The following is a 25,445-nucleotide window of genomic DNA, read 5'->3' as shown; positions in this document are numbered from 1 at the left end:
TTATAATAGCAAATAAAAAAGAGCAGAAAGCTACCTCAAAGAGGGCGCAATCTGCTCTTTACTCTGGTCTGTCTGACCTGTTTCAGGATTCATATTTGATTTTATTCACGGATGACGGTGTGACGTCATGGTCATGAGACACACCGGCCGGCTGTAATTCATCGTCCGGGATATTCAAAATGAAATTTACAATATTTTCCGGACTCTGTGGATCTACGTATTCCCGCTGTGACTTTTTGATCTGCCGAAGCATGGCGACATTGTTTTCTAGCAATTCATTGATTGTCGGAACAAGGTCGCGCGTTGAATGACAGGTGATAGCCAGGTGATACTTTTCCGCAAATCTTGGATTTCCGGCTTCCTGTCCGGGGAGTGCACCGGTGATGACGATCGGCGTATTGCATGAAACCGCCTCCATCATCACGTTCGGGCTGCTGCGGATAAAAGCGATATCCGAGGCGGCGATCAAATCCTGGATATTCTGCGTAAAGCCGTAAATTTTCACCTTGTCACCATATTTCTTGCCAAGCGACTTTTTCAGGTGTGCCTGTAATTTTTCATTACGCCCGGCCACGATGGTAATGTTGAATCCGAATGCTTTGATAAGTGTTTTTGCCATCCGGCCCATATTACCGACCCCTTCGCCGCCACTCATAATCAGTGCATTCAGCGGTTTATTCGGCGCGTACTGGTCATTTCCGGTGACGCGGGAGGGGTTGTAGAAGCGTGAGCGGACCGGAAAGCCGAACACTTTAATCTTATCCGCCGGGACGCCGAATTCAATACATTTGGCTTTGGCTTCCTCTGTCGGACTGATGATATAATCTGCCCGCGGATCCGCCCAGAACGACGTAATACTGACAAGGTCGGCAATCAGCGTAACAAAAGGGATATGAATATGGTTTTTCTCAAGGATATTCAGGACCGAGCCGTTAAAGTTCGGATGGACCGTCAGGATCAGATCCGGCCTGACCTTGTCCAGAAGTTCCAGAAATCTCGTTTTTATCTTAAGTTCAATCAGATGATTAACGAAGGATGATTTGACGGATGTATAATCCCATATTACCTTCCACAGCTGTTCCGACGTTCTGGTAATCGGACCGTACATTTTGCCAACCTTGAGCAGCGTATTGCCGCCCAGTGAAAAGCCGTCGACAACGTGAATGTTTACATCCGGTACAATGTCAAATTTCTCGCTCAGGGCTTCGGTAATGCTCTTGTGGCCATGACCGGTGTAATTAGAAGAAATGATGAGTATGTTTTTGATCATCGAAGATATCCTTTCTCTAACATTTGGACTGGCACGCTGGACAAGCAGTCTTTTCTGTCTAGAATACATTGTATGATAAACTGGGACAAGAAACAATTTTTTTTCGTGATGTATTTGTAAATCTTTAATAGTCAAAGCTTAACATATTGTGATAAACAGCAGTATTTCATGCGATTTAACGGTAAGGAGACGCTTTTGATGTCAATGCAGAGAGTAAGAAATATTTATGCGATATCGGTATATGTCAGCCTCGCGGCGTTTGACAATATCGTGATTGGTTTGTTTCCTCCGCTTTTTTCAAACATTTCCCGGGATCTGAATGTGGCGATCTCATCAATGGGAGTCATTTCGGCAGTGAATATTCTTGCCACATCCTTTTCCTCACTTTTCTGGGGCTATCTTTCCGGAAAATACCATCGAAAAAGATTGATTATTGTTGGCACACTGATCTGGGTAGTCGGTGTCTTTCTGACGGCGTTCAGCGGTTCGTTTATTCAGCTGCTGATCTACCAGATTATTACCGGTATCGGCCTGGGCTGCGTGGCGTCCATCGGTTTCAGTGCGCTGACGGATTACGTACCCTACCGGTCGCGCGGGACAGTCCTCAGTCTGTGGGGGATGTCACAGGGCTTCGGCGGGATTGCCGGTGCCCTGATTGCTTCGATTATTTCGACTATGTCGAGCTGGCGCCTCCCCTTTGAGATCCTCGCTCTGATCGGCATGCTGCTGGTTGTGTTATATTTTTTTGTTGATGAACCAAAATTTGGAAGTACAGAACCTGAGCTGCAGGCGATGATGAAAGGCGGGCAGAACTATGCTTATCGGATTAGTCTGGGCCAGGTGATGACGATGCTCGGCAAAAGGAGCAATCTCCTGCTTTTTCTCCAGGGTTTTTTTATGAATATTGCCACCGGAAGTCTGATCTGGCTGCCGACTCTCTATATATCGAAAATTGAAGAAATCGGATACGGGCACAAGACAGCCATGATTGTCGCTGCGTTCCTGTTCGGAATTTTTCAGATCGGCGGGACCCTCTCCTCCTTTTTCGGCTATCTTGGCGACGTGCTTCAGCGCAGGAGTTATAAGGCACGGGCCTTACTTACCGCTGCACTTGTTCTTTTGACCATGCCTTTGTATATTCTATTATTTATTTATCCGATCGATCAATTATCACTGCCGGATACAACCAATTCGCTGCAGCTGTTTGTCAGCCTGATTGGTCAGCTGTTATTCAATCCGTGGATCCTGCTACTGTTTCTGATTTCTTTTCTTGCGTCTGCCGCACAGTCGGCTAATACGCCGAACTGGCTGGCACTGATCACAGATGTCAACCTGCCGGAACATCGTGGTGCAGTTTTCAGCATCGCCAACCTGGCGAACAGTCTCGGCAGAACAGCAGGTAATCTTGGAATGGGTGCCCTTCTCGCGGTGTTGTCCATTTACCTCCATTCGCCTGGTGACTATATTTTAACAATGACGCTGCTTCAGCTGCCATTGATTCCCTCTGCGCTTTGCTACTACATCATGGCCCGCTATAATGTGCGTGACATCCGCTCGGTGAAGCAAACATTAAAGAGACGCGGGAGAAATGCCTGAAAAAAAACTGCTTGTTTGCTGAACGGTTATATCTTCTCGTTATAAAGAAAGACTCCCGGGCCGCTGATCTCGTCCCCGGGAGTTTTTCAATCCTCGATTATTTTGCTTTTTCGGCAAACAGGCGGATGATTTCGATGATGGTCTGAGTGGCTTTAACCATATTATCAACAGAGATGTATTCATATTTGCCATGGAAATTTTCTCCGCCGGTAAACAGGTTCGGCGTGGGAAGCCCCATGTAGGAGATCTGGGCCCCGTCTGTACCGCCGCGGATCGGCAGCACCTGGGGCTCGATGTCGAGATTCTTTAATGCCTGATAAGCGACGTCGAAGACTTCCTTATGTTCCTCAACTTTTTCCTTCATGTTGTAATATTGATCTTTAAGCTGGAGATTAACCACAGAGTCGCCATATTTCTTCTGTATTTTCCTGACTGTTTCCTGAATAAAGGCCTTTTTTGCGGCAAATTTTTTCTTGTCAAAATCACGGATAATATAGATCAGTTTCGACTGTTCCACATCACCGGTAAATGAAAGCAGGTGGTAAAATCCTTCATAGCCTTCTGTCTTTTCCGGTGCTTCATCCTCCGGAATCTGGTTCTGGAACGCAATCGCTATCTTTATTGAGTTCACCATCTTGCCCTTGGCTGAACCCGGATGGACATTGCTGCCGTTGAACGTCAGTCTGGCCTCGGCTGCGTTGAAATTTTCATATTCCAGGCCGCCGAGCGCGCCTCCGTCGACGGTATAGGCCAGCTTAGCACCGAATGCAGCGACATCGAATTTATGCGGGCCGCGTCCGATCTCTTCGTCGGGCGTGAAGGCGACACGTACCTTACCGTGTTTGATTTCCGGATGGTGCAGCAGGTAGTCCATAGCGGTCATAATTTCGGATATCCCTGATTTGTCATCGGCACCGAGCAGAGTAGTCCCGTCGGTTGTAATCAGCATATGTCCGACATATTTCTTCAGCTCAGGGAATGTTTTCGGACTCAGCACGACTCCTTTATCTTTGTTTAAAACAATATCCGTTCCGTCGTAGTCTTCGACGATCTGAGGTTGGACACCTTCCCCGGTAAAGTCAGTTGCCGTGTCCACATGGGACATGAATCCAATCGTCGGCACTTTTTTATCGGAGTTTGCCGGCAGAGTGGCCATGACATAACCATTTTTATCCATAGTGACGTCAGCCATGCCAATTTCATGAAGCTCATCCACCAACCTGCGGGCGAGAACAAGCTGGCCGGGTGTCGACGGACAGCCCGGTTGATCGTCGTTTGACTGTGTATTTACTTTCACATACGAAGTAAAGCGTTTAATGATCTCTTCCTTCACCAGACCCAACTCCCTTTTTTCGTTACTAACGTTATCTTATCACGACTGGACGCTTTCTACACGAGCCGGAAGATCACCCGGTTAAAGAAATAAAGAGGCTCACCACCCTTTAAATCCGTATTTCCGGACAGGTATGCGGCAATTTTGTGCATGCCGCGCCGAAAATTCTGATATATTGTTTGTATACAGATTCGGGACATGGCATCAGAGAAGGGGTTTGGATTGATGGAATTCATCACGAGATTGATATCTGCGGTGATTGCAGCCGTGATCGCTTCAGCCAAAGGCAGGAACATCATCATATGGTTTATCCTCGGCTTCCTTTTTGAATGGATCGCGCCTGTCATTGTGCTGATCATTCCGGCGGCAAAGAAGAGAAGGGTTTTCCCGGGCAGAGGGAACAGGTCGGACATGCGCTGGCGAAGAGGTGTATCCGGTACGTGCCCGTATTGCGGAAGTGATGTGATTATTGATGACATCCCTGGAAAATGGACCTGTCCGGACTGCGGCCGATCATTTATCTATGGCGAAGACGGACGGTTTTACCGAATCCGGGAAGATGGAATCAGCCGGCAGATCGGACTGATCACTACCCTGTTTGCCAGAGCAGCTAAAAGTGACGGCGTGGTCACCGAGGATGAAATTGCCCAGGTTGACCGGATTGTCCGTGGAGCTTTCCGGCCGAATCATCAGGAACTTCGCCGGATCATGAAAATATTTAATGAATCCCGGTATTCATCCGGACGAGTTGAGGATGTCGCAGAGCAGCTGTACCGGTCTGTCGCCGGGCGGCGGGATATTCTGACGGATACATTGACCGCACTTGTTGCAGTTGCTGCTGCAGATGGCCGGTTCACTTCAGAAGAAGAGACTATGATCCGCAGCGTGGCAGGTGTTTTTGGCCTTGATGGGGTTTATGAACAGATTAAAGCGGAGTTTTTTGACAGGGCAGGGTTGCGGGAAAGCGGGCCGGATCTGGCTTCCTGCTACAGACTGCTTGGCTGCAGTGCAGACGATTCAAATGAGGTCATCAGAAAAAGTTATCGGCACCTCATCAAGAAGAATCATCCGGACCTGCTGATCAGCCGCGGGGCTTCAGAAGAAACGGTCCGGAAGGCGAATAAAAAGATTGAGGCTGTCAAGGAAGCTTACGAACAGATTATGGCAGCCCGTGCCTGAATGCAACCGATTGGTCCAGCCTGTTATTCAGGGAACAGTTTGAGATACGGGTGAATGATCATAAAAAGATAAAGAGACCTGTCTGGCGCTGCAGGCTAACCGCATGGATCAATGGCATGTCCCGCTCCTGGAATCAACGTTTTCCCTTCTTGTTTTCTTCAGCACCTGCCCGGAACGCTTCGGAACCTGTTTTTCAGAAAAACTGTGGCAAAAACTGATTGATATAGCTGATCGGCTGCCTGAGCCGTTATTTCTTGTTCTGAGTGACGCTGGCGGATCGCTCAAAGCGCAGCGGTGGGCGGGTTGAAATGGGCACGGCATGCGACGATTTGACGCAGCGTGCCCATTCGGACGATTTTGAGACGAAAATGGAACTTTCGAAAAAGGAGCGGCAGGTAAGGGATCATCGCCTTTTTCACAGGAAGGTGATAAAGAATGCGGAATTTACGCCAAATCCGACAGAATGGTGGCACTATTCGTACGGCGATCAGACCTTTGCCTGTACACAGGATACAGATTCGCTGCACGGACGTGCCGGGCTGAACGGATATGACAGATAATCTTACAAAAGCGAAAGCCATTCAGCGCGACCTGAAGCCATTTTCCGGACAGAATACAGCAATTTGCATTTCACAGAAAATTTTATGAAAAAGATGAATTTAGCTATTTACAACCTGAACAAACTCTGTTAGTATCATTGTCAACCACAAAAAAACAAATTTTTTAAGGAAGTGAGAATATGGGTCCGGCCATGAACAGCATACGAGTGAAAGGCTTGATTCGAATTATTTTGCGCTTGCGCACATAAGGACTGAAACACAAACCATTCAATTGAAATGGCATTGTTTGAGTCCAGCTTAGCATCTCCAAAGAACGGGCGCTCAGGCAATCGCAAAACAGGCGCCTATCCAGAAACGAGCGGATGGGTTTTTTTATTCACTCATTTCCGGAAAGAGAAAGAGTTTAGTTGACTTATTTTTTGAAAGGCAACCCCTAAGATTGAATATTCAAAAAAATAGAAAATATCAGGGAGAGAAAAAGGATGAAGGATGCTAAACAAACGAAATCAGAAACAGCAGAAAGGACAGCGGGATCAAAAAAGAAAGAGCCTGCGAGGGAAATGAGTTTTAAAGACTATTTTATGGATCGAATGTACGCCGTATCCGGCGGGATCGCCTACGCCATCCTGGTTACACTTGGTGTGGGTCTCCTGTTTGAAACGATGGCGAAGTTCTCAGGATTTGCCCCGTTTGAAACGATTGGCGGTGCAGCGAAAGTGCTGCTCGCCCCGGCACTTGGCGCCGGTGTTGCTTATGCGCTGAAGAGCAATACACTGACTCTTTTCTCAGCGATGGCCTGTGCGGCAGTTGGATCCAATGCCATCCACCTGGTATCAACGGCACCACAGCAGTTTGTCATTACGACTGGTCAGCCGGTCAGTGGGGTGATGGCAGCTGCAATCGCTGTTTATGTTGGTAAAAAAGTAACAGGCAAAACGAAATTTGATATCATGGCCATTCCCTTCTTCTCCATGCTGGTCGGCGGCATCTGTGGTGTCGGCCTCGCCGCGGTTGTCACCCCGTCACTGAATTGGGTCAGCGGACAGATCACCAATTCTGTCCAGGGCTCACCACTGATTGCTTCAATGGTTATTTCACTTGTATGGAGCATCTTCCTGATGTCCCCGGCTTCATCAGCAGCCCTTGCGATTGCCCTGCAACTTGACTCTACTTCCGCTGCCGCCGCACTGATCGGCTGCACAGTACAATTTGTCGGCTTCACGGTGATGTCATTCAGGGAAAATGATTTCGGCGGATTTTTCGCTCAGGCACTTGTCACACCAAAAGTTCAATTCCCGAATCTTGTTAAAAATCCGAAACTGATCATTCCACCTTTTGTCGCTGCTGTTGTCAGCGCACCTATCGCCACCATGATGCTCAACTTCAAGGTACCTTATGAACTTGGCGGACTGGGACTCAGTTCACTGATCGCTCCGCTGAATATCCTTGCCACTCAGGGCGTCAGAGGATTAATGGTCTTTATCGTTGCAGGTATCCTCATTCCGGCAGTCATCACGATCCTTCTGTATCATGCGATCAAAGTGGCTGGCTGGGTTAAACAGAATGATCTGCACCTTGAAGTACAGTAACGGTATGAAATCTACTAAAGAGAGAAAGAATAAAGGATAGCACAGAATAAAAAAATGGCAGTCCGACTGATTGATACAGAGACAGACTGGATGAAGCAATTGTACGGCTATTTACAGGACTGCAGTTAAAAAGACAAAATATTCAGAGATAAAAAGAGAGATATGAGAATAAGGGGTATGGCTGGTGACCTCATCAAATTTGTCTTACCAGTAAAAACAGGGTTTTCACCCTGATTATGGAGTGAAAATTTGTTTTGAATCATAAAACGTTTAATTAGTTGGAGTGAAATGAATGAGCAGTATTAGAGAAAAAATGTTTCGTAAAGAGGATCCGCGCGTCTATCAGGACAAGGACTCTCACCTTATTCGAAGTCTGACAACAAAAGACTTCCTGGCTCTGGGTGTGGGTACCATTGTTTCCACATCTATTTTTACCTTACCGGGAATTGCTGCTGCCGAACATGCCGGCCCGGCCGTTGCGTTATCTTTCTTAGCTGCAGCAATCGTTGCCGGGATGGTTGCTTTTGCCTACGCCGAAATGGCTGCAGCGATGCCGTTTGCAGGTTCAGCATACTCATGGATTAACATTGTTTTTGGTGAATTCTGGGGCTGGATCGCAGGTTGGGCGCTGCTCGCTGAATATTTTATTGCCGTGGCGTTCGTTGCCTCCGGATTATCGGCGAACTTCCAGGGCCTGATATCGCCATTAGGAATTAAGTTACCAACCGGTCTTTCCGCTGCCTCAACGGGTACGAACGGCGGCTTCATGGATTTGATCGCCATCATTGCTATTCTCCTCGTTGCTGCCCTGCTTTCAATGGGTGCATCGCAGACCGCCCGTGTTGAAAACACACTGGTTGTTTTGAAAGTTATCGCCATCCTGGTTTTCGTTGCTGTGGGTGCAACGGCTATTCATCTGGAGAACTATGTACCCTTTATTCCAGATTATCATGTCAACCCTGATGGCTCTGCATTCGGTGGATGGCAGGGAATTTATGCCGGGGTTTCCGTCATCTTCCTGGCATACATCGGCTTTGACTCGATTGCGGCAAACTCGGCAGAAGCAAAGAATCCGCAAAAGACGATGCCGCGGGGGATTTTAGGCTCGCTCGCTATTGCCGTCGTCCTCTTCGTTGCCGTTGCTTTAGTTCTTGTCGGCATGTTCCGCTATACAGACTATGCCAACAACGCTGAACCCGTTGGCTGGGCACTCCGTCAAAGTGGCCATGAAATTGTTGCTGCGGTTGTTCAGGCCGTTGCCGTTGTGGGTATGTTTACGGCCTTAATTGGCATGATGCTTGCCGGTTCACGATTAATTTACTCCTTTGGCCGTGACGGGTTACTGCCAAAATGGCTTGGAAAATTGAGCCATAATTTACCAAATCGAACACTCGTTGTATTGACCATTGTCGGTATCCTGCTGGGCGCGTTCTTCCCATTCACCTTCCTGGCTCAACTGATTTCCGCCGGTACGTTGATCGCATTTATGTTCGTTTCGGTTGGTGTCTATGCGCTTCGTCCCCGTGAAGGTAAGGATATTCCTGTACCCGGTTTTCGGATGCCATTCTATCCGGTTCTTCCGGCTCTTGGATTTTTAGGATCTCTGGCCGTATTCTGGGGACTTGATGTACAAGCGAAAACTTACGCACTTCTCTGGTTCGTTTTAGGAATGATTATTTATTTTGCTTATGGAATGAACCATTCAACGGCAACAACTGACAGGCAAAAGGAACAGGAACGAAAACTGATTAAAGACTATTAAGAATCGGTGATTTAATGCATTTGCTGAGTAATCTGGAAAAAGCATCTGAATTAATTGATGAGGAAAACAAATATTATGCCCGTTCCGCGCGAATCAATTACTATAATCTGGTGATTGATCATGCCCACGGAGCCACATTAGTGGATGTCAGCGGCAATAAGTATATTGATCTCTTAGCCAGTGCGTCGGCCGTTAACGTTGGCCACACTCACGAAAAAGTGGTCAGGGCAATCACAGATCAGGCGAAAAAGTTGATCCACTACACGCCGGCCTATTTTCATCATGTTCCTGAGATCGAGTTATCGAAGAGATTAGCTGAGGTTGCCCCCGGCAATTCGCCAAAAATGGTCAGCTTTGGTAATTCAGGTTCCGATGCAAATGATGCCATTATCAAATTTGCCCGTGCATACACGGGTCGACAGTATATCGTGTCCTATATGGGGTCATATCATGGCTCGACCTATGGTTCGCAAACATTATCAGGAACCAGTTTAAATATGACCAGAAAAATGGGGCCGATGCTGCCGGGTGTGGTTCACGTTCCCTATCCGGATCTTTACCGCCGTTATCCAGGCGAAAGTGAACATGATGTGGCGATGCGGTATTTTGATGGCTTTAAACGTCCCTTTGAGTCATTTCTCCCGGCCGATGAAACGGCCTGTGTCCTGATTGAACCTGTTCAGGGCGATGGCGGAATCGTTAAAGCTCCCGAAGAATATATGCAGCTCGTTTATAAATTCTGTCATGATCACGGAATCCTGTTTGCTGTCGATGAAGTGAATCAGGGACTCGGGAGAACAGGAAAAATGTGGGGCATTCAGCAGTACAAAGACATTGAACCCGACTTAATGTCGGTGGGTAAATCACTGGCTTCCGGGCTTCCCCTGAGTGCTATTGTTGGCAAAAAGGAGGTTATGGAGAGTCTGGATGCTCCGGCTCATCTATTTACCACTTCCGGCAACCCGGTTTGTGCAGCAGCTGCATTAGCAACCCTGGATGTCATTAAAGATGAACATCTGGTTGAAAAATCTGCTGAAGATGGCGAGTACGTCAAACAAAGATTTAAAGAAATGCAAACCAGGCATCCAATGATTGGCGATATTCGCATGTGGGGACTGAATGGGGGCATCGAACTGGTTAAGGATCCGGAGACTAAAGAGCCGGACAATGATGCTGCGACAAAAGTCATCTACTATGCTTTTGATCATGGAGTGGTCATCATCACGCTTGTTGGAAATATATTAAGATTTCAGCCACCTTTAGTAATCAGCAGAGAACAGTTGAATCAGGCTCTACAGGTGTTGGACGATGCGTTCACGGCCGTGGAGAACGGTTCTGTAGAAATGCCGACAGATACAGGAAAGATTGGCTGGTAAAAGGCAGTAAAAGGCAGACAAATCTAGATGAAGCCAGTGGCAGATCATTCTCTTTTTGCGATGCCGGAGTCTGTTACACAGAGAGAAGAATATAGGGGGGTAAGGGATGTCTGCCTGATGGTGGACATCCCTTTTTTTGCCATTAGCGCTCATTGCGATGTCAAAAGGGATGATAAGGCCTTCTGAAATTATTTTTTCCCGAAACAGAGGGCGAATCTGCCGTCGTAAGGTCAAAATTCAGAGACGATTTACCCCCCATCTGAAAAATACAGGAGGAAAGTGACCTGGGATCCGCTTTTATCGGTTGGGGATCCGGCTAAGCACCTGATCCGATGAATAGGCGGAAAAATTCCGCTTACTGAGTCATTAAATTCACGAATTGCTGGAATAGGCAGAGAGATTCCGCCTGTTGACTGAAAAAACGGGAAAATGGAGCTTTTTGCCTGGCATAAGCGGAAAACCTTCCCTTATATACCCCCGGAAAGATTTCCGTTCTGCCTCTAACCGAAAGATCTCCGCTTATTTTACTATTTGCCGCGTCACGGTGAACCGTATCGTTAGTGAGTGACGAAAAAAAGGTATATCCGCTGCAGGGCTCGCTCTCTGCATGATGCTGGCGATGACCCTGGGACGTATCAAAGAAAAGCAACCGGAAAAAATAAAAAGGGGTTACCGTCTGAAAAGTGATTCACATGCGGCTAACCCTGGCGCATCAGCTATTTAAAAAACCGGGGACTCGTCTGCCTTTTTTCAGCCCATTTGCGGTTCACTGTAAAAATCATGAAAAAATCCCACCGAATCAGAAGGCAAATAGTAGACCATCTGGAAAAGCTGCGCCGCTTAGATTAGCGTGACGAAAAAAATCAACATCGTAAAAGGCTCCATTTGCATGAATCTGTGGTGGATTTGCCGGATGTGCTATGATAATACGTATAGAGAAAATGGGATCGATCACTACCCCGGGTTGAGGTCGGGCTAAAGAAAGAGAGGCTTAAAACATGGCAAAAAAAAGAACCAAAAAAACGAATGCTATGCGCCTGTTAGATACCGAACACATTGACTATCGTATTGAAACCTATGATATCAGTGATGGTTTGATCGATGGTATTTCAGTTGCGAAAAAATGCGGAGAGGACCCGAAAAATGTCTATAAGACACTGGTCACTCAGGGGCACAGCGGTGAGCTGTATGTCTTTGTCGTTCCCGTAGCAGCTGAACTGGATCTGAAGAAAGCGGCTGTGAGTGTTGGTGAAAAGAAGATTGAAATGATTCATGTGAAGGATATTGAAAAGTATACAGGCTATGTCCGCGGCGGCTGTTCACCGGTCGGTATGAAAAAAGCCTATCCGACCATTATTGACGCTTCCGCCGAAGCCATGGATCATATTGCCGTCAGCGGCGGAAAAAAAGGGACGCAGATCATCCTTCTGCCGGCTGATCTTTTGAAAGCCACCCATGGTTCATACCATCATATTGTTAAAAGTGAATAAGTGAAGTGTATCCGGCTATCTGTTTTGCCGATGAATGGGCGATAGGCCCGCGAGAATAACCGTCCCTGTAACAAATCGGAGACGGTTTTTTACGTCCGGATTTCTGATGCTTATACTTCTGACATCATACATTCAACAGGGTGCCATAACTTAAATACATCATTTAAAAGATGCAAGTGAAAGCGTATACATGATAAAATAATAAATGTGACATAAGTGTGACAAATGGAACAGTTTGCTTAACGAATAATGAAGACATGACGCCATACAGGGGAGGGGTGCCGCTGAATGCATACAGGAACTGTTATATAACAAATTAAATAGTTATATAACATGTCCCGGCGGATCTTACTGTAATGATGAAGAAAAGCCTGTGTACTGGCAAGTCGCAGACGCCGCCGGAAGCTTCATTTTTCTAATGTTTTTTATTTAAAACTTTATACTTTCTGAAAAGTAAAATGAAAAAGCTCTGCTCCTTTAAATGATGATATTCAGGGATATCAGTGGAGAACAACACCTGCAACTGATCAGCACGTACTCAATCATTCAAAGCAGAGCCAAAAGAAAAGAGGAGAGTCAATGAATGCGATAACTATCGTTATTGGATCGATCTGTATTCTGGCAATCGCTTATCGTCTGTATGGGGTGTTTATGGCAAACAGAGTCCTGCGCCTGAACGACAGGACCATGACGCCGGCACATGCCCTTGCGGACGGTAAAGACTATGTGCCCACCAACCGCTGGGTTGTCTTCGGGCATCACTTTGCGGCTATTGCGGCAGCGGGTCCTCTTGTTGGACCGGTTCTGGCCGCTCAGTTCGGTTATCTGCCGGGACTGTTATGGCTGCTGATCGGAGCAGTGATCGGCGGTGCGGTGCACGACATGGTTGTTTTGTACGCTTCGATGCGCCATCAGGGGAAATCGCTGTCGAAAGTGGCGAAAACGGAAATGGGTCCTGTCGCCGGGTTTTGTACGGGACTGGCGATGCTGTTCATCATCACGATCACGATGGCCGGTCTGTCCATGGTTGTATTGAATGCCCTGACTCGTAATCCATGGGGGACGTTCACTGTCGCCATGACCATCCCGATCGCGATGGGCGTCGGTCTTTATTATCGAAAAACGGGTAATCTGAAGATCGCATCAACGGTCGGCTTTCTTCTAATTATGCTTGCCGTTTTTGTCGGACCATATATTCAGGACACAGCACTCGGGCATTTCCTGACACTGGACACGCAGACGCTGTCCATTATTCTGCCGGTGTACGCCTTTTTCGCTGCGGCACTCCCGGTCTGGCTGCTTCTTACTCCGCGTGATTATTTAAGCTCATTTATGAAAATTGGTGTGTTTGCTGCACTTATTATCGGTGTTTTTATGATTAATCCGCTCATCCGCATGCCTGCCCTGACTGAATTTACCGGAGGTGGCGGTCCGGTCATCGGCGGTCCTGTCTGGCCGTTTATTTCGATCACGATCGCATGTGGTGCGATTTCCGGATTTCACGCCTTCATCAGTTCCGGAACCACGCCAAAGATGCTTGATCGCTGGACGGATATCAAAATGGTCGGTTTTGGTGCTATGCTGGTTGAATGTCTGGTAGGTGTCATGGCTTTGATTGCTGCGACCGCCTTGCATCCTGCAGACTATTTCGCCATCAATTCAGCGCCTGAGGTATTCCAATCACTGGGCATGAATGTGGTCAACCTTCCGCAGCTGAATCAGGAGATTGGTCTCGCGCTGGAGGGGCGTACCGGCGGCGCAGTCACGCTTGCTGTCGGTATGACCTATATTTTTACCAGTATTCAGTGGTTCAGTCATCTTGCGCCATACTTCTTCCAGTTTGTGATTCTGTTCGAGGCCGTATTTATTCTTACTGCCATCGATGCGGGAACGCGTGTAGCACGTTATCTGATTCAGGACTTCTTCGGTGAATTTTATAAACCACTGAAAAATGTGAACTGGCTTCCGGGCTCCATTTTTGCCAGTTTGCTCGCTTGTCTTTTCTGGGGTTATCTGGTCTATTCGGGAGATATCGGGTCGATCTGGGTCCTGTTCGGCGTATCCAATCAGCTGATGGCCTCAATCGGTCTGATTGTCGGCGGCACATTCGTCCTGAAAATTGCAACGAAACGGCGCTATATGCTGACCTGTCTGATTCCGCTCGCTTATCTGTATGTCACGGTTAACGTAGCCGGCTACTGGATGATCACCAATGTTTATCTAAATCCCGAGGCGGCCGGATTCAACGTACTCAATGCGGTACTGTCAATCATCATGCTCATTCTCGGACTTGTGATCATGATTACAGCGGTAAAAAAATGGCTGGAGATGTGGCGTGGGCCGCGCCTTCAGGCAGATAAAGCAACGGCCGGCTGAAAAAGAAGAGAAAAAAGTGGGGTGCCCGGATGGGTGTCCCGCTTTTTTGCTGTTTGCGTTACAATAATATAGGGTGAAAACCCGGGAAAGGAAGCGGGCGGTTTGGCTGAACAGATTCAGGTCCATGGGGTGAACACAGACAACGAAACACGCTGCAGGCATTATCATTCACTGCTCGATATTGTGGCCATTAAATTCAAATGCTGTGGTGAATATTATTCATGTTACTCGTGCCATGAGGAACTGGCGGGTCATAAAGCGCAGCCCTGGCCGCCTGAGTCGTTTGATCAACATGCCGTCATGTGCGGCTCCTGTAAATACGAGATGACGATCCGCGAGTATCTGGGCTGTCAGGCACATTGTCCTTCCTGCGGAGCCGCATTTAATCCTGGATGTGCCCTTCATTATCCGTTATATTTTGAAATGGAATGACAGGGCTTATCTTAGAAAAAAAGAAGCCCTCCATCGAAGGGTTCTATTGATTATACGATTATACATATCTTCTGATTCCGTAAAGGCCTTTGATCTCTTCAGGCGTCTTTCCCCGTACGAGCAAACAGAAGTTTTCGTAGCCAATCTCACGATGGGCATCCATCACTTTTTCGAGTGCCGCAAGTCCTTCAGGGTGTTTGTGGATTTTTTCAATTTCACTTTTATATAGATCAATGATCGATCGCTGAACAAAGTGAGGGGCAAAATGCTCGGCGTATTGGTCATTACCCCGAATCAGGCCACAAAGATATTCGTATTTAAACTGCAGCTGGCGGGTGAAATTCACCAGATGGAGCAGACGGTAGTACGTATTAGGATAATGATCCTTAAACTTGTCAACGTCGACCTCAGCATCTCTGAGCTCCTGTATACTGCTGATTGTTTTCATTTGGCGCTCCCCTTTCTGTCAGTCATCATCCGTATCGAACAGACATGATCTGTTAATCATAGTATGAGCCAAAGGCAATGCCTCAGGCAATATCCTTTATTTAAAATTTTTGTGAAGTCAAGTATTCATCGTTTGATTAAGCGTTTGAGGGTCAAATAAATGTATCTCAATTGTGTCTGATTCTAGAGTAGCTCATTTTACGTTTCCTGTAAAATGTATCTTTATTATGATAATCATGCTGTTAAAGTATGATTCTGCCCCTTCTTCGGGGTGTGCGGACCTGAATGCGTTGAAAGTTCCGGCTGATCGTGTTATAGTGAAAAAAATTGAAAGTTAACTGATCGATTAGCCAGACCAATTTTTAACATAACACAAATACATTAATATGTCAAGTAGAAAATAAAAAAACAGAAGATGATATATATAATAAAGAGGTGTCATGAAATGGGGCAGGATGAGCAGAAAAGAGAACAGAACCGGGTCAATGAAGTGCGCGACGTCATCGGAGAGAAGATTTCAAAAATCACTGGAAACAAAGAACAGGTTACCCACGGGATTGTTGATATCCGGAAGAATTTTTTTGAAGATGTCACGGTCAATCTGGATGAAACAGATGATGTGTATGAAACGCAGGCCAGCATCAAGCAGCAGGCCGAGCTGCTGTCAGAACGTGAACGACGCCACGGTCAGATGACCCGCCAGCTGAAGACGTTATACCGGCTCCAGGAATCTCCCTACTTCGGAAGGATCGATTTTCATGAAGAAGGTGAAGAAAAGACAGAATCCCTGTATATCGGTATGGGGTCGCTCATGGATGGACGTGATGAGGACTTTCTGATTTATGACTGGCGGGCGCCAATATCCAGTATGTATTATGATTATGCGCCGGGTCCGGCTCACTATCAGTCGCTTGATGGTGAAATCAAAGGAAAGATGGAACTGAAGCGTCAGTTTATTATTCATAATGGCCGGATCAAAGGGATGTTTGATACTGGCCTGACGATTGGCGATACGCTGCTTCAGACACTGCTCGGCAGTCGCGCCTCCTCCCATATGAAGACGATTGTGGCGACGATACAGAAAGAGCAGAATCAGATCATACGCAATGAACAGGATCGTTATCTGATCGTCCAGGGCGCAGCGGGAAGCGGAAAAACATCGGCTGCACTGCAAAGGGTTGCTTTCCTTCTGTACCGTAACCGTAAAACGCTGCGTTCCGATAACATGCTATTATTTTCACCTAATCCGCTTTTTACGAGCTTTATTTCCAATGTACTCCCTGAACTCGGAGAAGAAAATGTGGTACAGACCACGTTCAAAGATTTTATTCAGGATCGGATCGGACGCGATCTGCAGATGGAAAATCCATTTGACCAGACGGAGTCCTGTATGACAATGGAAGACGGTCAGGCGAGCCGCGTCAAGACGGAGGGTATTCGCTTTAAAGCCTCACCGGCTTACACGGCGCTGATTGATCAGTGGCTGGAAACACTCAAAAGCGATGGAATGATTTTCCGCGATGTCATGTTTCGCAATCAGGTGATTGTTTCCGGAGAGGACATCCGGCGCTATTTTTACGCTCTGCCGCATGATACGGCAATCTTAAACCGTCTTGAAGATGTACGGGACTGGCTGCTTCGCCGGGTTAATGTCTTCGCTAAAAAAGAGCGCAGAAAAGACTGGGTCCTTGAAGAAGGCGGATTACTGGATAAAGCGGATTATGCACAAGTCTTTGAGAAACTGCAGCAGAAGAAGCAGTTTAGTGAGGATACATTTGACGACTATGACCGTGAAGAAGCGATGCTGCGCAAAATCGTTATGAACCGGCGAATTAAACCCATCCGCAGATGGGTAAAACGGCTGGATTTTGTGAACAGCCAGAAGATCTATTCAGAAATTTTCTATCGAAAGCAGGAAAAGGGGCGTGTTCCTGAACACTGGAAGGAGATCTGCCGCCAGACGAGGATGCGTTTTGAGGAGGGCGACTGCCCGTGGGAAGATGCTGTACCTTACCTGTATCTGAAGGAAAAAGTACAGGGACGAAAGGGTAATCATGAGATCCGACATCTGATCATTGATGAGGCGCAGGACTACTCACCTGTTCAGCTCGCTTATCTGCAGGCGGCCTTCCCGCACGCCAGTATGACCATTCTCGGCGATATGAATCAGGCAGTTTATACCCAGAGCTTTGCGGGAGAAACGATGTTATCGGAGAAGCTGTATCCTGCAGAGGAAGTGCGAAAGCTGAAGCTTCTGCGCAGTTACCGTTCGACAAAAGAAATTATGGAATTTGCCCGTGATATTGTTCCGGGCGGTGAACGAATCGAACCATTTGAGCGGAGTGGAAAGCTTCCGGAACTGATTCGGCTTCCTGAACACCTTAAGAGGGAAACGGTGCTCAGGAAAATTGATGCTTTGCGGGCAGAAGGGTTTGAAAGTATTGCCCTGATCGGCAAGACGATGAAGGAATGCCGCGAAGCTTATGATCTGCTTGAACCTCGGACCGATGTCCGGCTGGTCACTCAGGCGACCTATCAGTTTGAGAAGGGGTTCATTATCATTCCGGCTTATCTTGCAAAAGGCATCGAGTTTGACGCGGCGATCATTTATGATGCATCAGCGGAGAATTTTCACCGGGAAAATGAGCGGACCGTTTTCTATACCGCCTGCACCCGGGCGATGCATGAGCTGGTCCTGCTGTGTTCAGGGAGAGAGACGCCGTTTTTGAGCCATGTCTCTGAGGAACATTTTGTCCGCCGGATTATTCGGGAGTAAGCGGCCGGCCGGGCGGACTGGGGTTGCTCTATCCCTGATTGGCGGAGCCCGGGCGATGTACTCAGGAATAAAGAGAAAGAACGGACAAAAACGAATCCATTCCTCATAATAAATAACATTTGGCCCCTGATCATGGTAAGATTTGATCAGGGGCTTTTTTAAAAGGCGGGTTGATGATGTGGCGAAGGTTCTTCATTATTATATTAATCGTAGCCGGTGGTCTTCTGATCACTTCTCCATTTCTGAAAGTGGGGTTAATCAGCATCCTGTCCTCCTATTTTGATGCAGAACAGATGTCGGCTGATCAGTTAAATAAAAATAATCAGCGGGATGCCAGCTTTGACTTCAGCAAAATTCAGCATCCGACTTTTTATGAAACGGTTAAAGCGGGGATGAACGCCAACTCCAAAGCAGTTATTGGTCAGATTCGGGTCGACAGTGTCGGAATCAATTTGCCGATTTTAAAAGGGACAACCAGTACCAATCTGCTCGTCGGGGCGACAACGATGCGGCCTGATCAGAAGATGGGTGAAGGTAACTATCCCCTGGCCGGGCACCATATGCGTCGGCAAAGCCTGCTTTTCGGTCCGCTGCTCCAGATAAAAAATGGAGCACTGGTCGTGATGACCGATCTGAAAAATGACTATGTGTATAAAGTCACGTCGCATCGTACGATTTCTGACGAGGAATCGAAGGTGAAGGTGATCCATGAGACTCGGGAGAAGAGAATGACACTGATCACCTGTGACCGGACAACGCAAACCGACAGATGGCTGGTCGTCCAGGGAAAATTGATACGCGTGACGCCGCATAATGGATAGGCATGTTTTGGCAGGTTTCGGAAGTCTGTTTTTTTCAGTAGATCAGAAATTCAGAACAGGATGATTGCATTTGAGTATTCTCGATGTGGAAAACTTATATAAAACGTATGGTGATCAGACGCTGTTTGATCATATCTCTTTTTCTATCTCAGAAGGCGAACGGATCGGCCTGATTGGCGTGAACGGAACAGGCAAATCAACGCTGCTGAATGTGATCGCCGGCGTGGATTCTGCTGAAGCAGGGACGATACGCCATGCTAACAGGTTTCACCTGGCGTATCTGACGCAGTCGCCTGCATTTGAACCTGGCGTAACGGCAATCGATTATATTTATGGCGGCGCGTCCCCCATTATGGTGACGCTGCGCCATTACGAACGGGCACTCGCCAGTCTGGCCGGAAATCCTGACAATCCGTCACTGCAGGAAAAATTATTGATGGAGCAGCAGAAGATGGATGCGGCGGGGGCATGGGAGGCGGAAGCTTCAGCAAAACATATACTCACCCGCCTGGGTATCACTGATTTTCAGAAACCGGCGGCTGAACTGTCGGGCGGACAGAAGAAACGTGTGGCTCTGGCACGGACGCTGATCCAGCCTGCGGATCTGCTGATTCTTGATGAGCCGACTAACCATCTGGATAATGATACGATCGACTGGCTCGAAGAAGAATTGACCCGGTATCCCGGCGCCCTTCTGATGGTGACCCACGACCGTTATTTTCTTAACCGCGTGACGAAGCGCATTTTTGAGCTGGATCATGGCAAACTCTATATATATGAAGGAAATTACGAGCTTTTTCTGGAGAAGAAGGCAGAACGTGAGGAGCAGGCTTCAATAGATGAAGCAAAGCACCAGAACCAGCTGCGCCGCGAACTTGCCTGGCTGCAGCGCGGGGCGAAAGCACGCTCGACCAAGCAGAAAGCGCGCGTCGAACGCGTCCATCAGATGCAGGAAGAAAAAGGGCCGGAACAGAAGCAGCATGTAGATCTGTCTATTGGATCAGCAAGGCTCGGTAAAAAGGTCATAGAGGCTAAAAAACTGACAAAATCATTCGACGGCCGCACTCTTTTCCATGATTTTAATCTGCTCGTTACGCCTGGCGAACGCCTGGGCATCATCGGTCCGAACGGAAGCGGCAAGACGACCCTGCTGAATCTGCTCGCCGGACGGGAGAAGCCGGATGCCGGAACGGTCGACATCGGCCAGACCGTGAAAATCGGCTATTATACTCAGAATCATGCGGAGATGAATCAAGACCTGACCGTGATTGATTATATAAAAGAGGTGGCGCAGGTTCTGCGCACTGCTGACGGACAGCAGATCACTGCGGCGCAGATGCTGGAACGCTTTCTCTTTTCTCGCCCGCGTCAGCATACATTCATCCGCAAACTTTCCGGTGGTGAGCGCAAACGCCTTTATCTTTTGCGTGTGCTGATGTCTGAGCCAAACGTCCTGTTTCTGGATGAACCGACTAATGATCTGGATACGGAAACACTGACGGTGCTGGAAGATTATCTGCTCCAGTTTCCGGGGACAATTCTTGCCGTATCCCACGACCGTTATTTTCTTGACCGCATTGCTGACCGACTGATCGCTTTCGAAGGGGACGGTTCGATTCGCCGGTTCGAAGGGGATTACACGGAATACGTGAAAGTACGTAAAAAAGAGCGGGGAGCCGCGGAGACTTTCAGAGAAAAAGCGAAACCCGCCCCTGCCCGGCCCGCGCAGAAAAAGAAAAAACTGACCTGGAAAGAACAGCAGGAATGGAACGGGATTGAGGACCGGATCGCAGAGCTTGAAAAGAAGGCGGATGAGCTGAAAAAAGCAGTTGCCGGCGCCGGCAGTGATGCAGCCAGGGCGCAGGAACTCTATGCGCAGCAGCAGGAAGTTGAGAAGCAGCTTGATCAGGCCATGAACCGCTGGGAAGAGTTATCGATTAAAGTTGAGGCACTGGAAAAAGAGTAAGGGAATCATGTCGCTTTATCATCGGAACACAGGGCATAGATTGTTTTGTTTCTAAAACCATGATGTGAATCAGATACGATTTTCATCTGTTTAAAAGCCTCTTCGCGTCTTGTTTTTGTTTCACACGAAGGGGCGTTTTCTCGATGACGCAGCCCGCCCTAACCGTGCAGCTTCAACCTTCCTTTTTCCTGAATCGCCATACATAACTCTTGAAGTCTCCCTTTTCATCAGGGACGTTCAAACCGGAGGACATCAGTTCGTCACCGCCAAAAACATCGCCGGTGACGATATTTTCATAGAAAAGTTTTGGGTCCAGTCCTTTGAACCGAAAAACCCGGAGTGTGTGAGACGGGTCGGCCATGACCCGGAAGTAGAAGCCGACCGCCTGCTTTTGGTCCGGTGAGACAAAGCACCAGGCGGCGTCCTTTTCCGCAAAGGGATTGACAATCCGGTAAAAAGTTCCGAATTGAATCAGTGGACGGATTTCTTTATAAAAGACTATCTGTCTGCGAATCTCCAGTTTCTCCGCATCAGATAGCCTGCCAAGATCCAGTTCATAGCCAAGATTTCCCGACATGGCGACGAGTCCCCGCGTGCTGAGCGGTGTGACCCGGCGAACCTGGTGATTGGGGACGGAAGAGACATGCGCGCCTGTAGTAATCGGTGGATAGACAACGCTTGTTCCGTATTGAATGCTTAAACGGCTGATCGCATCCGTATTGTCGCTCGCCCAGGTCTGCGGCATGTAGTACAGCATGCCGGGATCGAAACGGCCGCCGCCGCTGGAGCAGTTTTCAAACAGGATATTCGGAAAGCGTCCGGTCAGCTTTTCGAGAATCGCATACAACCCCAGCATATAGCGATGCGCTGTTTCGCGCTGCCTCTCGGGCGGGAGCCGTGCCGAACCAATTTCCGTCATATGGCGGTTCATGTCCCATTTCACATAATCAATCTCAGCTCCGGAGAGCACGCCTGCCACGGAACGGACCAGTTCGTCGCGCACATCTTCCCGGGACAGGTCCAGAATAAGCTGATAGCGGCTCAATGATCTCGGGCGTCCAGGTACATGCAGACACCAGTCCGGGTGTTTCCGGTACAGTTCGCTGTCCGGGGAAACCATTTCCGGCTCAAACCACAGACCGAATTTCAGCCCCATCCGATGAATGCGTGCTGAAAGCCAGGCGAGGCCGTGCGGCAGTTTGCGCCGGTCAACGGTCCAGTCCCCAAGAGAACGGCGATCATTGTCGCGGCGCCCGAACCAGCCATCATCCAGCACAAAAAGCTCAATACCGAGCGTAGCTGCTTCCTGAGCCAGTTTCAGAATTTTTTCCTCATCTACTTTAAAATACATCGCTTCCCAGCTGTTCATCAGGATCGGTCGAATCTGATCACGAAATGTACCGCGGGAAAGACGCGACCGGTAAAGATCATGGTAAGTACGCGACATCCCGCCGAGGCCACGGACGGAATACACCAGAACGGCTTCGGGCGTCTGGAAGGATTCACCGGGATCCAGTCTCCAGCTGAAATCGAAGGGATTGATTCCAAGTGACGCCCGCACGGTATGGTAGGAATCGACTTCCATTTCGGCTGAAAAATTGCCACTGTACACCAGACTGAATCCATAGGCCTCCCCCTGATCTTCTGTCGTCTCAGGGCGAACCAGGGCGAAAAACGGATCGTGCTGCGGACTGCTTGCCCCGCGCACGCTGTCCACGATCCACTTACCGGGAGCGAGCGGCCGGCGATTGATATTGCGTTCGTACGTATGCCCTCCGTAAAAAGTCAGACTGTCGAACCGGTCGTCGCGGAAATCCAGACACACACTTAATGCCCGAAGCAGATCCATGGGTGCCTCGCTCTCATTGAGGAAAAGGACAGAGCGGGCAATGGCGTCGTAGTCGCGGAAGACAGTATACGACAAGATGGCGGCAAGTCCCGATACCGGGTCCCTGAGTGTAATTTCCAGCGTTTCTGCCTCCTGATCGTCCTGCACGTAAGTAGCCGGAAGTCCGGGCAGTTTCTTTTTTCCCCAATAGATCTGGTGTGAACAGTACTGAAGATCGGTTATGGTGGACCCGTCTCTGAGCCGTACCTGATATGCCGGATGTCTGAAATCACCGTTACCGTATACCGGATATTCCAATGGCAGTGTGCTCAGTGAGAATCCGCGACGTGCAGGATCATGATAGGGCGCAAAGGAACGCGGTGTAAAAACAATCGGGCTGCTTCCCCGGGCAGCCTGTAATCTCCTTCCCCAGTACAGGTGAAGCAGGCAGCCGTTCACAATCTGCAGAACATAACTGCTGCCTCTTCCCTGCAGATGAAAGCGCATGGTTTCTCCATCGTATTGGATCATTTGATCACCCGCAATTTTTCTTGAACTGTTCTCTAAATATTATTATGATGAATATAGAATGTTAAGCGCTTAACTGAAAAAAACAGGTCGATGAGGTGAGCCGCATGTCACTATGGAAGAAGCTGTTTCAAACAAAACGGCAACGGAAAAAAAGCGCCGTTCTGCAGGAGGAAATCGCCCATGCAGGTGATGTTCTTCCCCCTTTGTCGGGCAAAGTCATACCCATTACGGAGGTGCCTGATCCGGCCTTTGCACAAAAAATGATGGGGGATGGGTTTGCGATCATTCCGGAGGAGGATATTGTCCGTTCACCGGTTAACGGCGTCGTGACCAGTCTGTTTCCTACCCGGCATGCGCTTTCACTCAGAGCAAATGATGGGCATGAACTGCTGATTCATGTCGGCCTGGAAACGGTTACTCTGAAAGGGGAAGGATTTGACCCTCTGGTGCACGACGGTTCCCGGGTCCTCACTGGCGATCCGCTGATGCATGTCGACTTCCATCTCATCGAAAAACGCGGTCTGTCACCCATTTCACCGGTTGTTTTTACGAATTTAAAGAAAGAGGAAAAGGTGGTCATCGATCAGGGACGCATCTTCATTCGTTCATAATGCTCTTTATAGATGCGGAAATGATGCGTGACCCCGCATAAAATATGCGTGATCGCGCATCATTTATGCGTTTCCGCCCGGATAGCATTTCCTTTATACTGTAACCAGAGGTGTTGTCCTCATGAAGTACTGGCTAATCCCCCTTGTTATTTATATTGCCGTTTCGTTATTGTGCCCGCTTTCTTCGATTGGTACAAGTCCCGAGAACAACATATATACCTGGAAATTAGTTGTTTTCCAGATATACGCACTTCCTCTGCTAGCCATCATGCTGGGTGTATCCTTAATCATAAAAATAAGGAACGGCAAAAAATCCGCCTGATCCGAGCGGACTTTTTTTCAAGATAAAAAGGGTTGAATTTTGGGGTACCTCAAAGGTTTTTCATTGATGTAATGGCGAATATCAGAGTGCTGGTCGTGAACAGTTTTTGCCCAGGACTATTTTTGGCAGCGTCATCCGATCTGCTTCACTCAAAAGATTTGTGGATAGACACAGTTCCCGTCAAACGACGGACTTTTGCGGCCATTATTTTCCGGACATTAATAAATGTCAGTAAAAAAGCCTTCAGAAAGCGGAGGTGTTTACCGAAAAAGTTTCTGTTATTTTTTATCTTCTGTAACCGTTACATCGGTCAAATCCGCTTTGCAGGTTTTCATGAATGCATAGGTCAGTCGATCTACCTGGCAGTTGACAAATGTTGCTCGCTTAAGTTTGGCATTTTTAAAAAAGCACTGGCGAAGAATCGCGCCATCAAAGATGACCCGTGCGAAATCGCAGTTTTCGAAGGAACATTCAGTTATCTCTCCAGTGAATGTGTTGTCGGTCAGTTGGCTATATTCGAATTTGGTTCTGTACAGGACCGTGCCATTTAGATTTACTTTCTTGAAATGACTCCACTTGCTTACAACGCCCGTCAAATTCGCCATGGAAAAGTCGCAGTCAGATACTTTACTATGGAAAAAAGAGCTCCGAGTAAAATCACAGCCAATGAATGTATCTTGATTAATGTTTGTGTGGGCAAATTTGCAACCGCTGAGGTCGGAGCGGGAAAAATCGCTGCCCCTGATGTTGTTACCTTTTAAGACCAGCCCGGCTAAGTCAGACTTGAGAAAGCGGCACTTTTCAATATTAGACCCGTTGAACTTTTCGGCGAGTCCGTGTAGTCCGGAAAAGTCCGCGTCAATCCAATTCCCTCCGGACAGATTCCAGTCCGGCTTTTCAGGAGTATCCTTTTCTTCCGCAGCTATGGTCGATAAAATCGGCTCGGTTTCGGGGACGGAATCGTTCTCCCTGACAAAGTAATTAAGGTCAGTGCCAAGAATCGTTGCCATGCGCTGGAATGTCATGATATCCGGCATGGATTCACCGCGTTCCCATTTACCGACCGCTTGTGCGCTTACTGCCAGTTGCTCGGAAAGCTGCGCCTGCGAGAAGTTCTTCAGCTTTCTTGCTACGGCGATTTTCTCGCCGATTTCGTTTGTTGTCACCATATGGTCCACCT

Annotated in this window: 20 protein-coding genes; 15 read left to right on the top strand and 5 right to left on the bottom strand. The window is 48.1% G+C overall.

Annotation, left to right across the window (positions count from 1 at the left end; translation table 11 throughout):
• Positions 1-82: 82 nt before the first annotated feature.
• On the bottom strand, positions 83-1,270 hold the full coding sequence (locus EWH91_RS02915) for an MGDG synthase family glycosyltransferase (RefSeq protein ID WP_129928520.1): 1,188 nt from the start codon (positions 1,268-1,270) through the stop codon (positions 83-85).
• Between the two features lie 198 nt (positions 1,271-1,468).
• On the opposite strand from EWH91_RS02915, the gene EWH91_RS02910 reads away from it, so the two are divergent.
• Entirely contained in the window at positions 1,469-2,866 is a 1,398-nt protein-coding gene (locus EWH91_RS02910; protein WP_129928519.1) for an MFS transporter, read from the top strand.
• Between the two features lie 97 nt (positions 2,867-2,963).
• On the opposite strand, the gene pepT is transcribed toward EWH91_RS02910, so the two are convergent.
• Positions 2,964-4,199 (bottom strand): peptidase T, encoded by a 1,236-nt coding sequence (gene pepT / locus EWH91_RS02905; RefSeq protein WP_129928518.1) that lies wholly within the window; start codon positions 4,197-4,199, stop codon positions 2,964-2,966.
• Positions 4,200-4,424: 225 nt separating this feature from the next.
• Here pepT and EWH91_RS02900 point away from each other — a divergent pair, with 225 nt between their 5' ends.
• The 9 genes from EWH91_RS02900 (at position 4,425) to EWH91_RS02860 (ending at position 14,963) form a co-directional block, all read left to right on the top strand.
• Entirely contained in the window at positions 4,425-5,378 is a 954-nt protein-coding gene (locus tag EWH91_RS02900; protein ID WP_240697237.1) for a TerB family tellurite resistance protein, read from the top strand.
• A 103-nt stretch (positions 5,379-5,481) separates the two neighbouring features.
• Positions 5,482-5,685, top strand: a complete 204-nt coding sequence (locus EWH91_RS02895; protein WP_129928516.1) for a hypothetical protein — start codon at positions 5,482-5,484, stop codon at positions 5,683-5,685.
• Position 5,686: 1 nt separating this feature from the next.
• Positions 5,687-5,938, top strand: coding sequence for a M15 family metallopeptidase (locus EWH91_RS02890; RefSeq protein WP_129928515.1), 252 nt, complete (start codon positions 5,687-5,689; stop codon positions 5,936-5,938).
• A 560-nt stretch (positions 5,939-6,498) separates the two neighbouring features.
• Positions 6,499-7,527, top strand: coding sequence for a PTS sugar transporter subunit IIC (locus EWH91_RS02885; RefSeq protein WP_240697242.1), 1,029 nt, complete (start codon positions 6,499-6,501; stop codon positions 7,525-7,527).
• 292 nt (positions 7,528-7,819) lie between these two features.
• The gene (locus EWH91_RS02880) at positions 7,820-9,289 is read left to right on the top strand and encodes an APC family permease (RefSeq protein WP_129928513.1); all 1,470 of its coding nucleotides are present in this window, start codon (positions 7,820-7,822) and stop codon (positions 9,287-9,289) included.
• A 32-nt stretch (positions 9,290-9,321) separates the two neighbouring features.
• Positions 9,322-10,665, top strand: a complete 1,344-nt coding sequence (locus EWH91_RS02875; RefSeq protein ID WP_240697241.1) for an aspartate aminotransferase family protein — start codon at positions 9,322-9,324, stop codon at positions 10,663-10,665.
• Between the two features lie 998 nt (positions 10,666-11,663).
• Positions 11,664-12,155, top strand: coding sequence for a Cys-tRNA(Pro) deacylase (gene ybaK, locus EWH91_RS02870; RefSeq protein WP_129928512.1), 492 nt, complete (start codon positions 11,664-11,666; stop codon positions 12,153-12,155).
• A 579-nt stretch (positions 12,156-12,734) separates the two neighbouring features.
• Positions 12,735-14,531, top strand: a complete 1,797-nt coding sequence (locus tag EWH91_RS02865) for a carbon starvation CstA family protein (RefSeq protein ID WP_129928511.1) — start codon at positions 12,735-12,737, stop codon at positions 14,529-14,531.
• Between the two features lie 102 nt (positions 14,532-14,633).
• Positions 14,634-14,963: a CHY zinc finger protein gene (locus tag EWH91_RS02860; RefSeq protein WP_129928510.1), complete on the top strand. Its 330-nt coding sequence runs from the start codon at positions 14,634-14,636 to the stop codon at positions 14,961-14,963.
• Between the two features lie 58 nt (positions 14,964-15,021).
• Here EWH91_RS02860 and EWH91_RS02855 read toward each other — a convergent pair whose 3' ends face one another.
• Complete coding sequence (locus tag EWH91_RS02855; RefSeq protein WP_129928509.1) at positions 15,022-15,411, bottom strand: hypothetical protein; 390 nt, start codon at positions 15,409-15,411, stop codon at positions 15,022-15,024.
• A gap of 444 nt (positions 15,412-15,855) precedes the next feature.
• On the opposite strand from EWH91_RS02855, the gene helD reads away from it, so the two are divergent.
• The 3 genes from helD to EWH91_RS02840 all read left to right on the top strand — a co-directional run bounded on the left by helD (position 15,856) and on the right by EWH91_RS02840 (position 20,973).
• Positions 15,856-18,186 carry an RNA polymerase recycling motor HelD gene (gene helD / locus EWH91_RS02850; protein WP_129928508.1) on the top strand — a complete coding sequence of 777 codons (2,331 nt, stop codon included), beginning with the start codon at positions 15,856-15,858 and terminating at the stop codon, positions 18,184-18,186.
• Between the two features lie 176 nt (positions 18,187-18,362).
• Positions 18,363-19,007: a class A sortase gene (locus EWH91_RS02845; RefSeq protein ID WP_129928622.1), complete on the top strand. Its 645-nt coding sequence runs from the start codon at positions 18,363-18,365 to the stop codon at positions 19,005-19,007.
• Positions 19,008-19,128: 121 nt separating this feature from the next.
• Complete coding sequence (locus tag EWH91_RS02840) at positions 19,129-20,973, top strand: ABC-F family ATP-binding cassette domain-containing protein (protein ID WP_483315817.1); 1,845 nt, start codon at positions 19,129-19,131, stop codon at positions 20,971-20,973.
• 172 nt (positions 20,974-21,145) lie between these two features.
• Here the strand turns inward: EWH91_RS02840 and EWH91_RS02835 are convergent, their stop codons facing one another.
• Positions 21,146-23,332, bottom strand: coding sequence for an alpha-galactosidase (locus EWH91_RS02835; RefSeq protein ID WP_129928506.1), 2,187 nt, complete (start codon positions 23,330-23,332; stop codon positions 21,146-21,148).
• A gap of 104 nt (positions 23,333-23,436) precedes the next feature.
• Here EWH91_RS02835 and EWH91_RS02830 point away from each other — a divergent pair, with 104 nt between their 5' ends.
• Entirely contained in the window at positions 23,437-23,943 is a 507-nt protein-coding gene (locus EWH91_RS02830; protein WP_129928505.1) for a PTS sugar transporter subunit IIA, read from the top strand.
• Positions 23,944-24,064: 121 nt separating this feature from the next.
• Entirely contained in the window at positions 24,065-24,265 is a 201-nt protein-coding gene (locus EWH91_RS14950; RefSeq protein ID WP_129928504.1) for a DUF4017 family protein, read from the top strand.
• Between the two features lie 278 nt (positions 24,266-24,543).
• On the opposite strand, the gene EWH91_RS02820 is transcribed toward EWH91_RS14950, so the two are convergent.
• Positions 24,544-25,431, bottom strand: coding sequence for a pentapeptide repeat-containing protein (locus EWH91_RS02820; protein ID WP_206184262.1), 888 nt, complete (start codon positions 25,429-25,431; stop codon positions 24,544-24,546).
• Between the last annotated feature and the right edge of the window lie 14 nt (positions 25,432-25,445).

The organism is Sporolactobacillus sp. THM19-2 (genome assembly GCF_004153195.1).
Classification (GTDB): domain Bacteria; phylum Bacillota; class Bacilli; order Bacillales; family Sporolactobacillaceae; genus Sporolactobacillus.
Note: the sequence above shows the minus strand (reverse complement) of the source record. Positions and strands in the feature narration are given on the sequence as shown.

What these genes read in the sequence shown, in the direction of transcription:
- EWH91_RS02915 (WP_129928520.1), bottom strand. Translation starts at nt 1,270, where the DNA reads ATGATCAAAAACATACTCATCATTTCTTCTAATTACACCGGTCATGGC.
- EWH91_RS02910 (WP_129928519.1), top strand. Translation starts at nt 1,469, where the DNA reads ATGTCAATGCAGAGAGTAAGAAATATTTATGCGATATCGGTATATGTC.
- EWH91_RS02900 (WP_240697237.1), top strand. Translation starts at nt 4,425, where the DNA reads ATGGAATTCATCACGAGATTGATATCTGCGGTGATTGCAGCCGTGATC.
- EWH91_RS02895 (WP_129928516.1), top strand. Translation starts at nt 5,482, where the DNA reads ATGGATCAATGGCATGTCCCGCTCCTGGAATCAACGTTTTCCCTTCTT.
- EWH91_RS02890 (WP_129928515.1), top strand. Translation starts at nt 5,687, where the DNA reads ATGGGCACGGCATGCGACGATTTGACGCAGCGTGCCCATTCGGACGAT.
- EWH91_RS02885 (WP_240697242.1), top strand. Translation starts at nt 6,499, where the DNA reads ATGAGTTTTAAAGACTATTTTATGGATCGAATGTACGCCGTATCCGGC.
- EWH91_RS02880 (WP_129928513.1), top strand. Translation starts at nt 7,820, where the DNA reads ATGAGCAGTATTAGAGAAAAAATGTTTCGTAAAGAGGATCCGCGCGTC.
- ybaK (WP_129928512.1), top strand. Translation starts at nt 11,664, where the DNA reads ATGGCAAAAAAAAGAACCAAAAAAACGAATGCTATGCGCCTGTTAGAT.
- EWH91_RS02865 (WP_129928511.1), top strand. Translation starts at nt 12,735, where the DNA reads ATGAATGCGATAACTATCGTTATTGGATCGATCTGTATTCTGGCAATC.
- EWH91_RS02855 (WP_129928509.1), bottom strand. Translation starts at nt 15,411, where the DNA reads ATGAAAACAATCAGCAGTATACAGGAGCTCAGAGATGCTGAGGTCGAC.
- helD (WP_129928508.1), top strand. Translation starts at nt 15,856, where the DNA reads ATGGGGCAGGATGAGCAGAAAAGAGAACAGAACCGGGTCAATGAAGTG.
- EWH91_RS02845 (WP_129928622.1), top strand. Translation starts at nt 18,363, where the DNA reads ATGTGGCGAAGGTTCTTCATTATTATATTAATCGTAGCCGGTGGTCTT.
- EWH91_RS02835 (WP_129928506.1), bottom strand. Translation starts at nt 23,332, where the DNA reads ATGATCCAATACGATGGAGAAACCATGCGCTTTCATCTGCAGGGAAGA.
- EWH91_RS02830 (WP_129928505.1), top strand. Translation starts at nt 23,437, where the DNA reads ATGTCACTATGGAAGAAGCTGTTTCAAACAAAACGGCAACGGAAAAAA.
- EWH91_RS14950 (WP_129928504.1), top strand. Translation starts at nt 24,065, where the DNA reads ATGAAGTACTGGCTAATCCCCCTTGTTATTTATATTGCCGTTTCGTTA.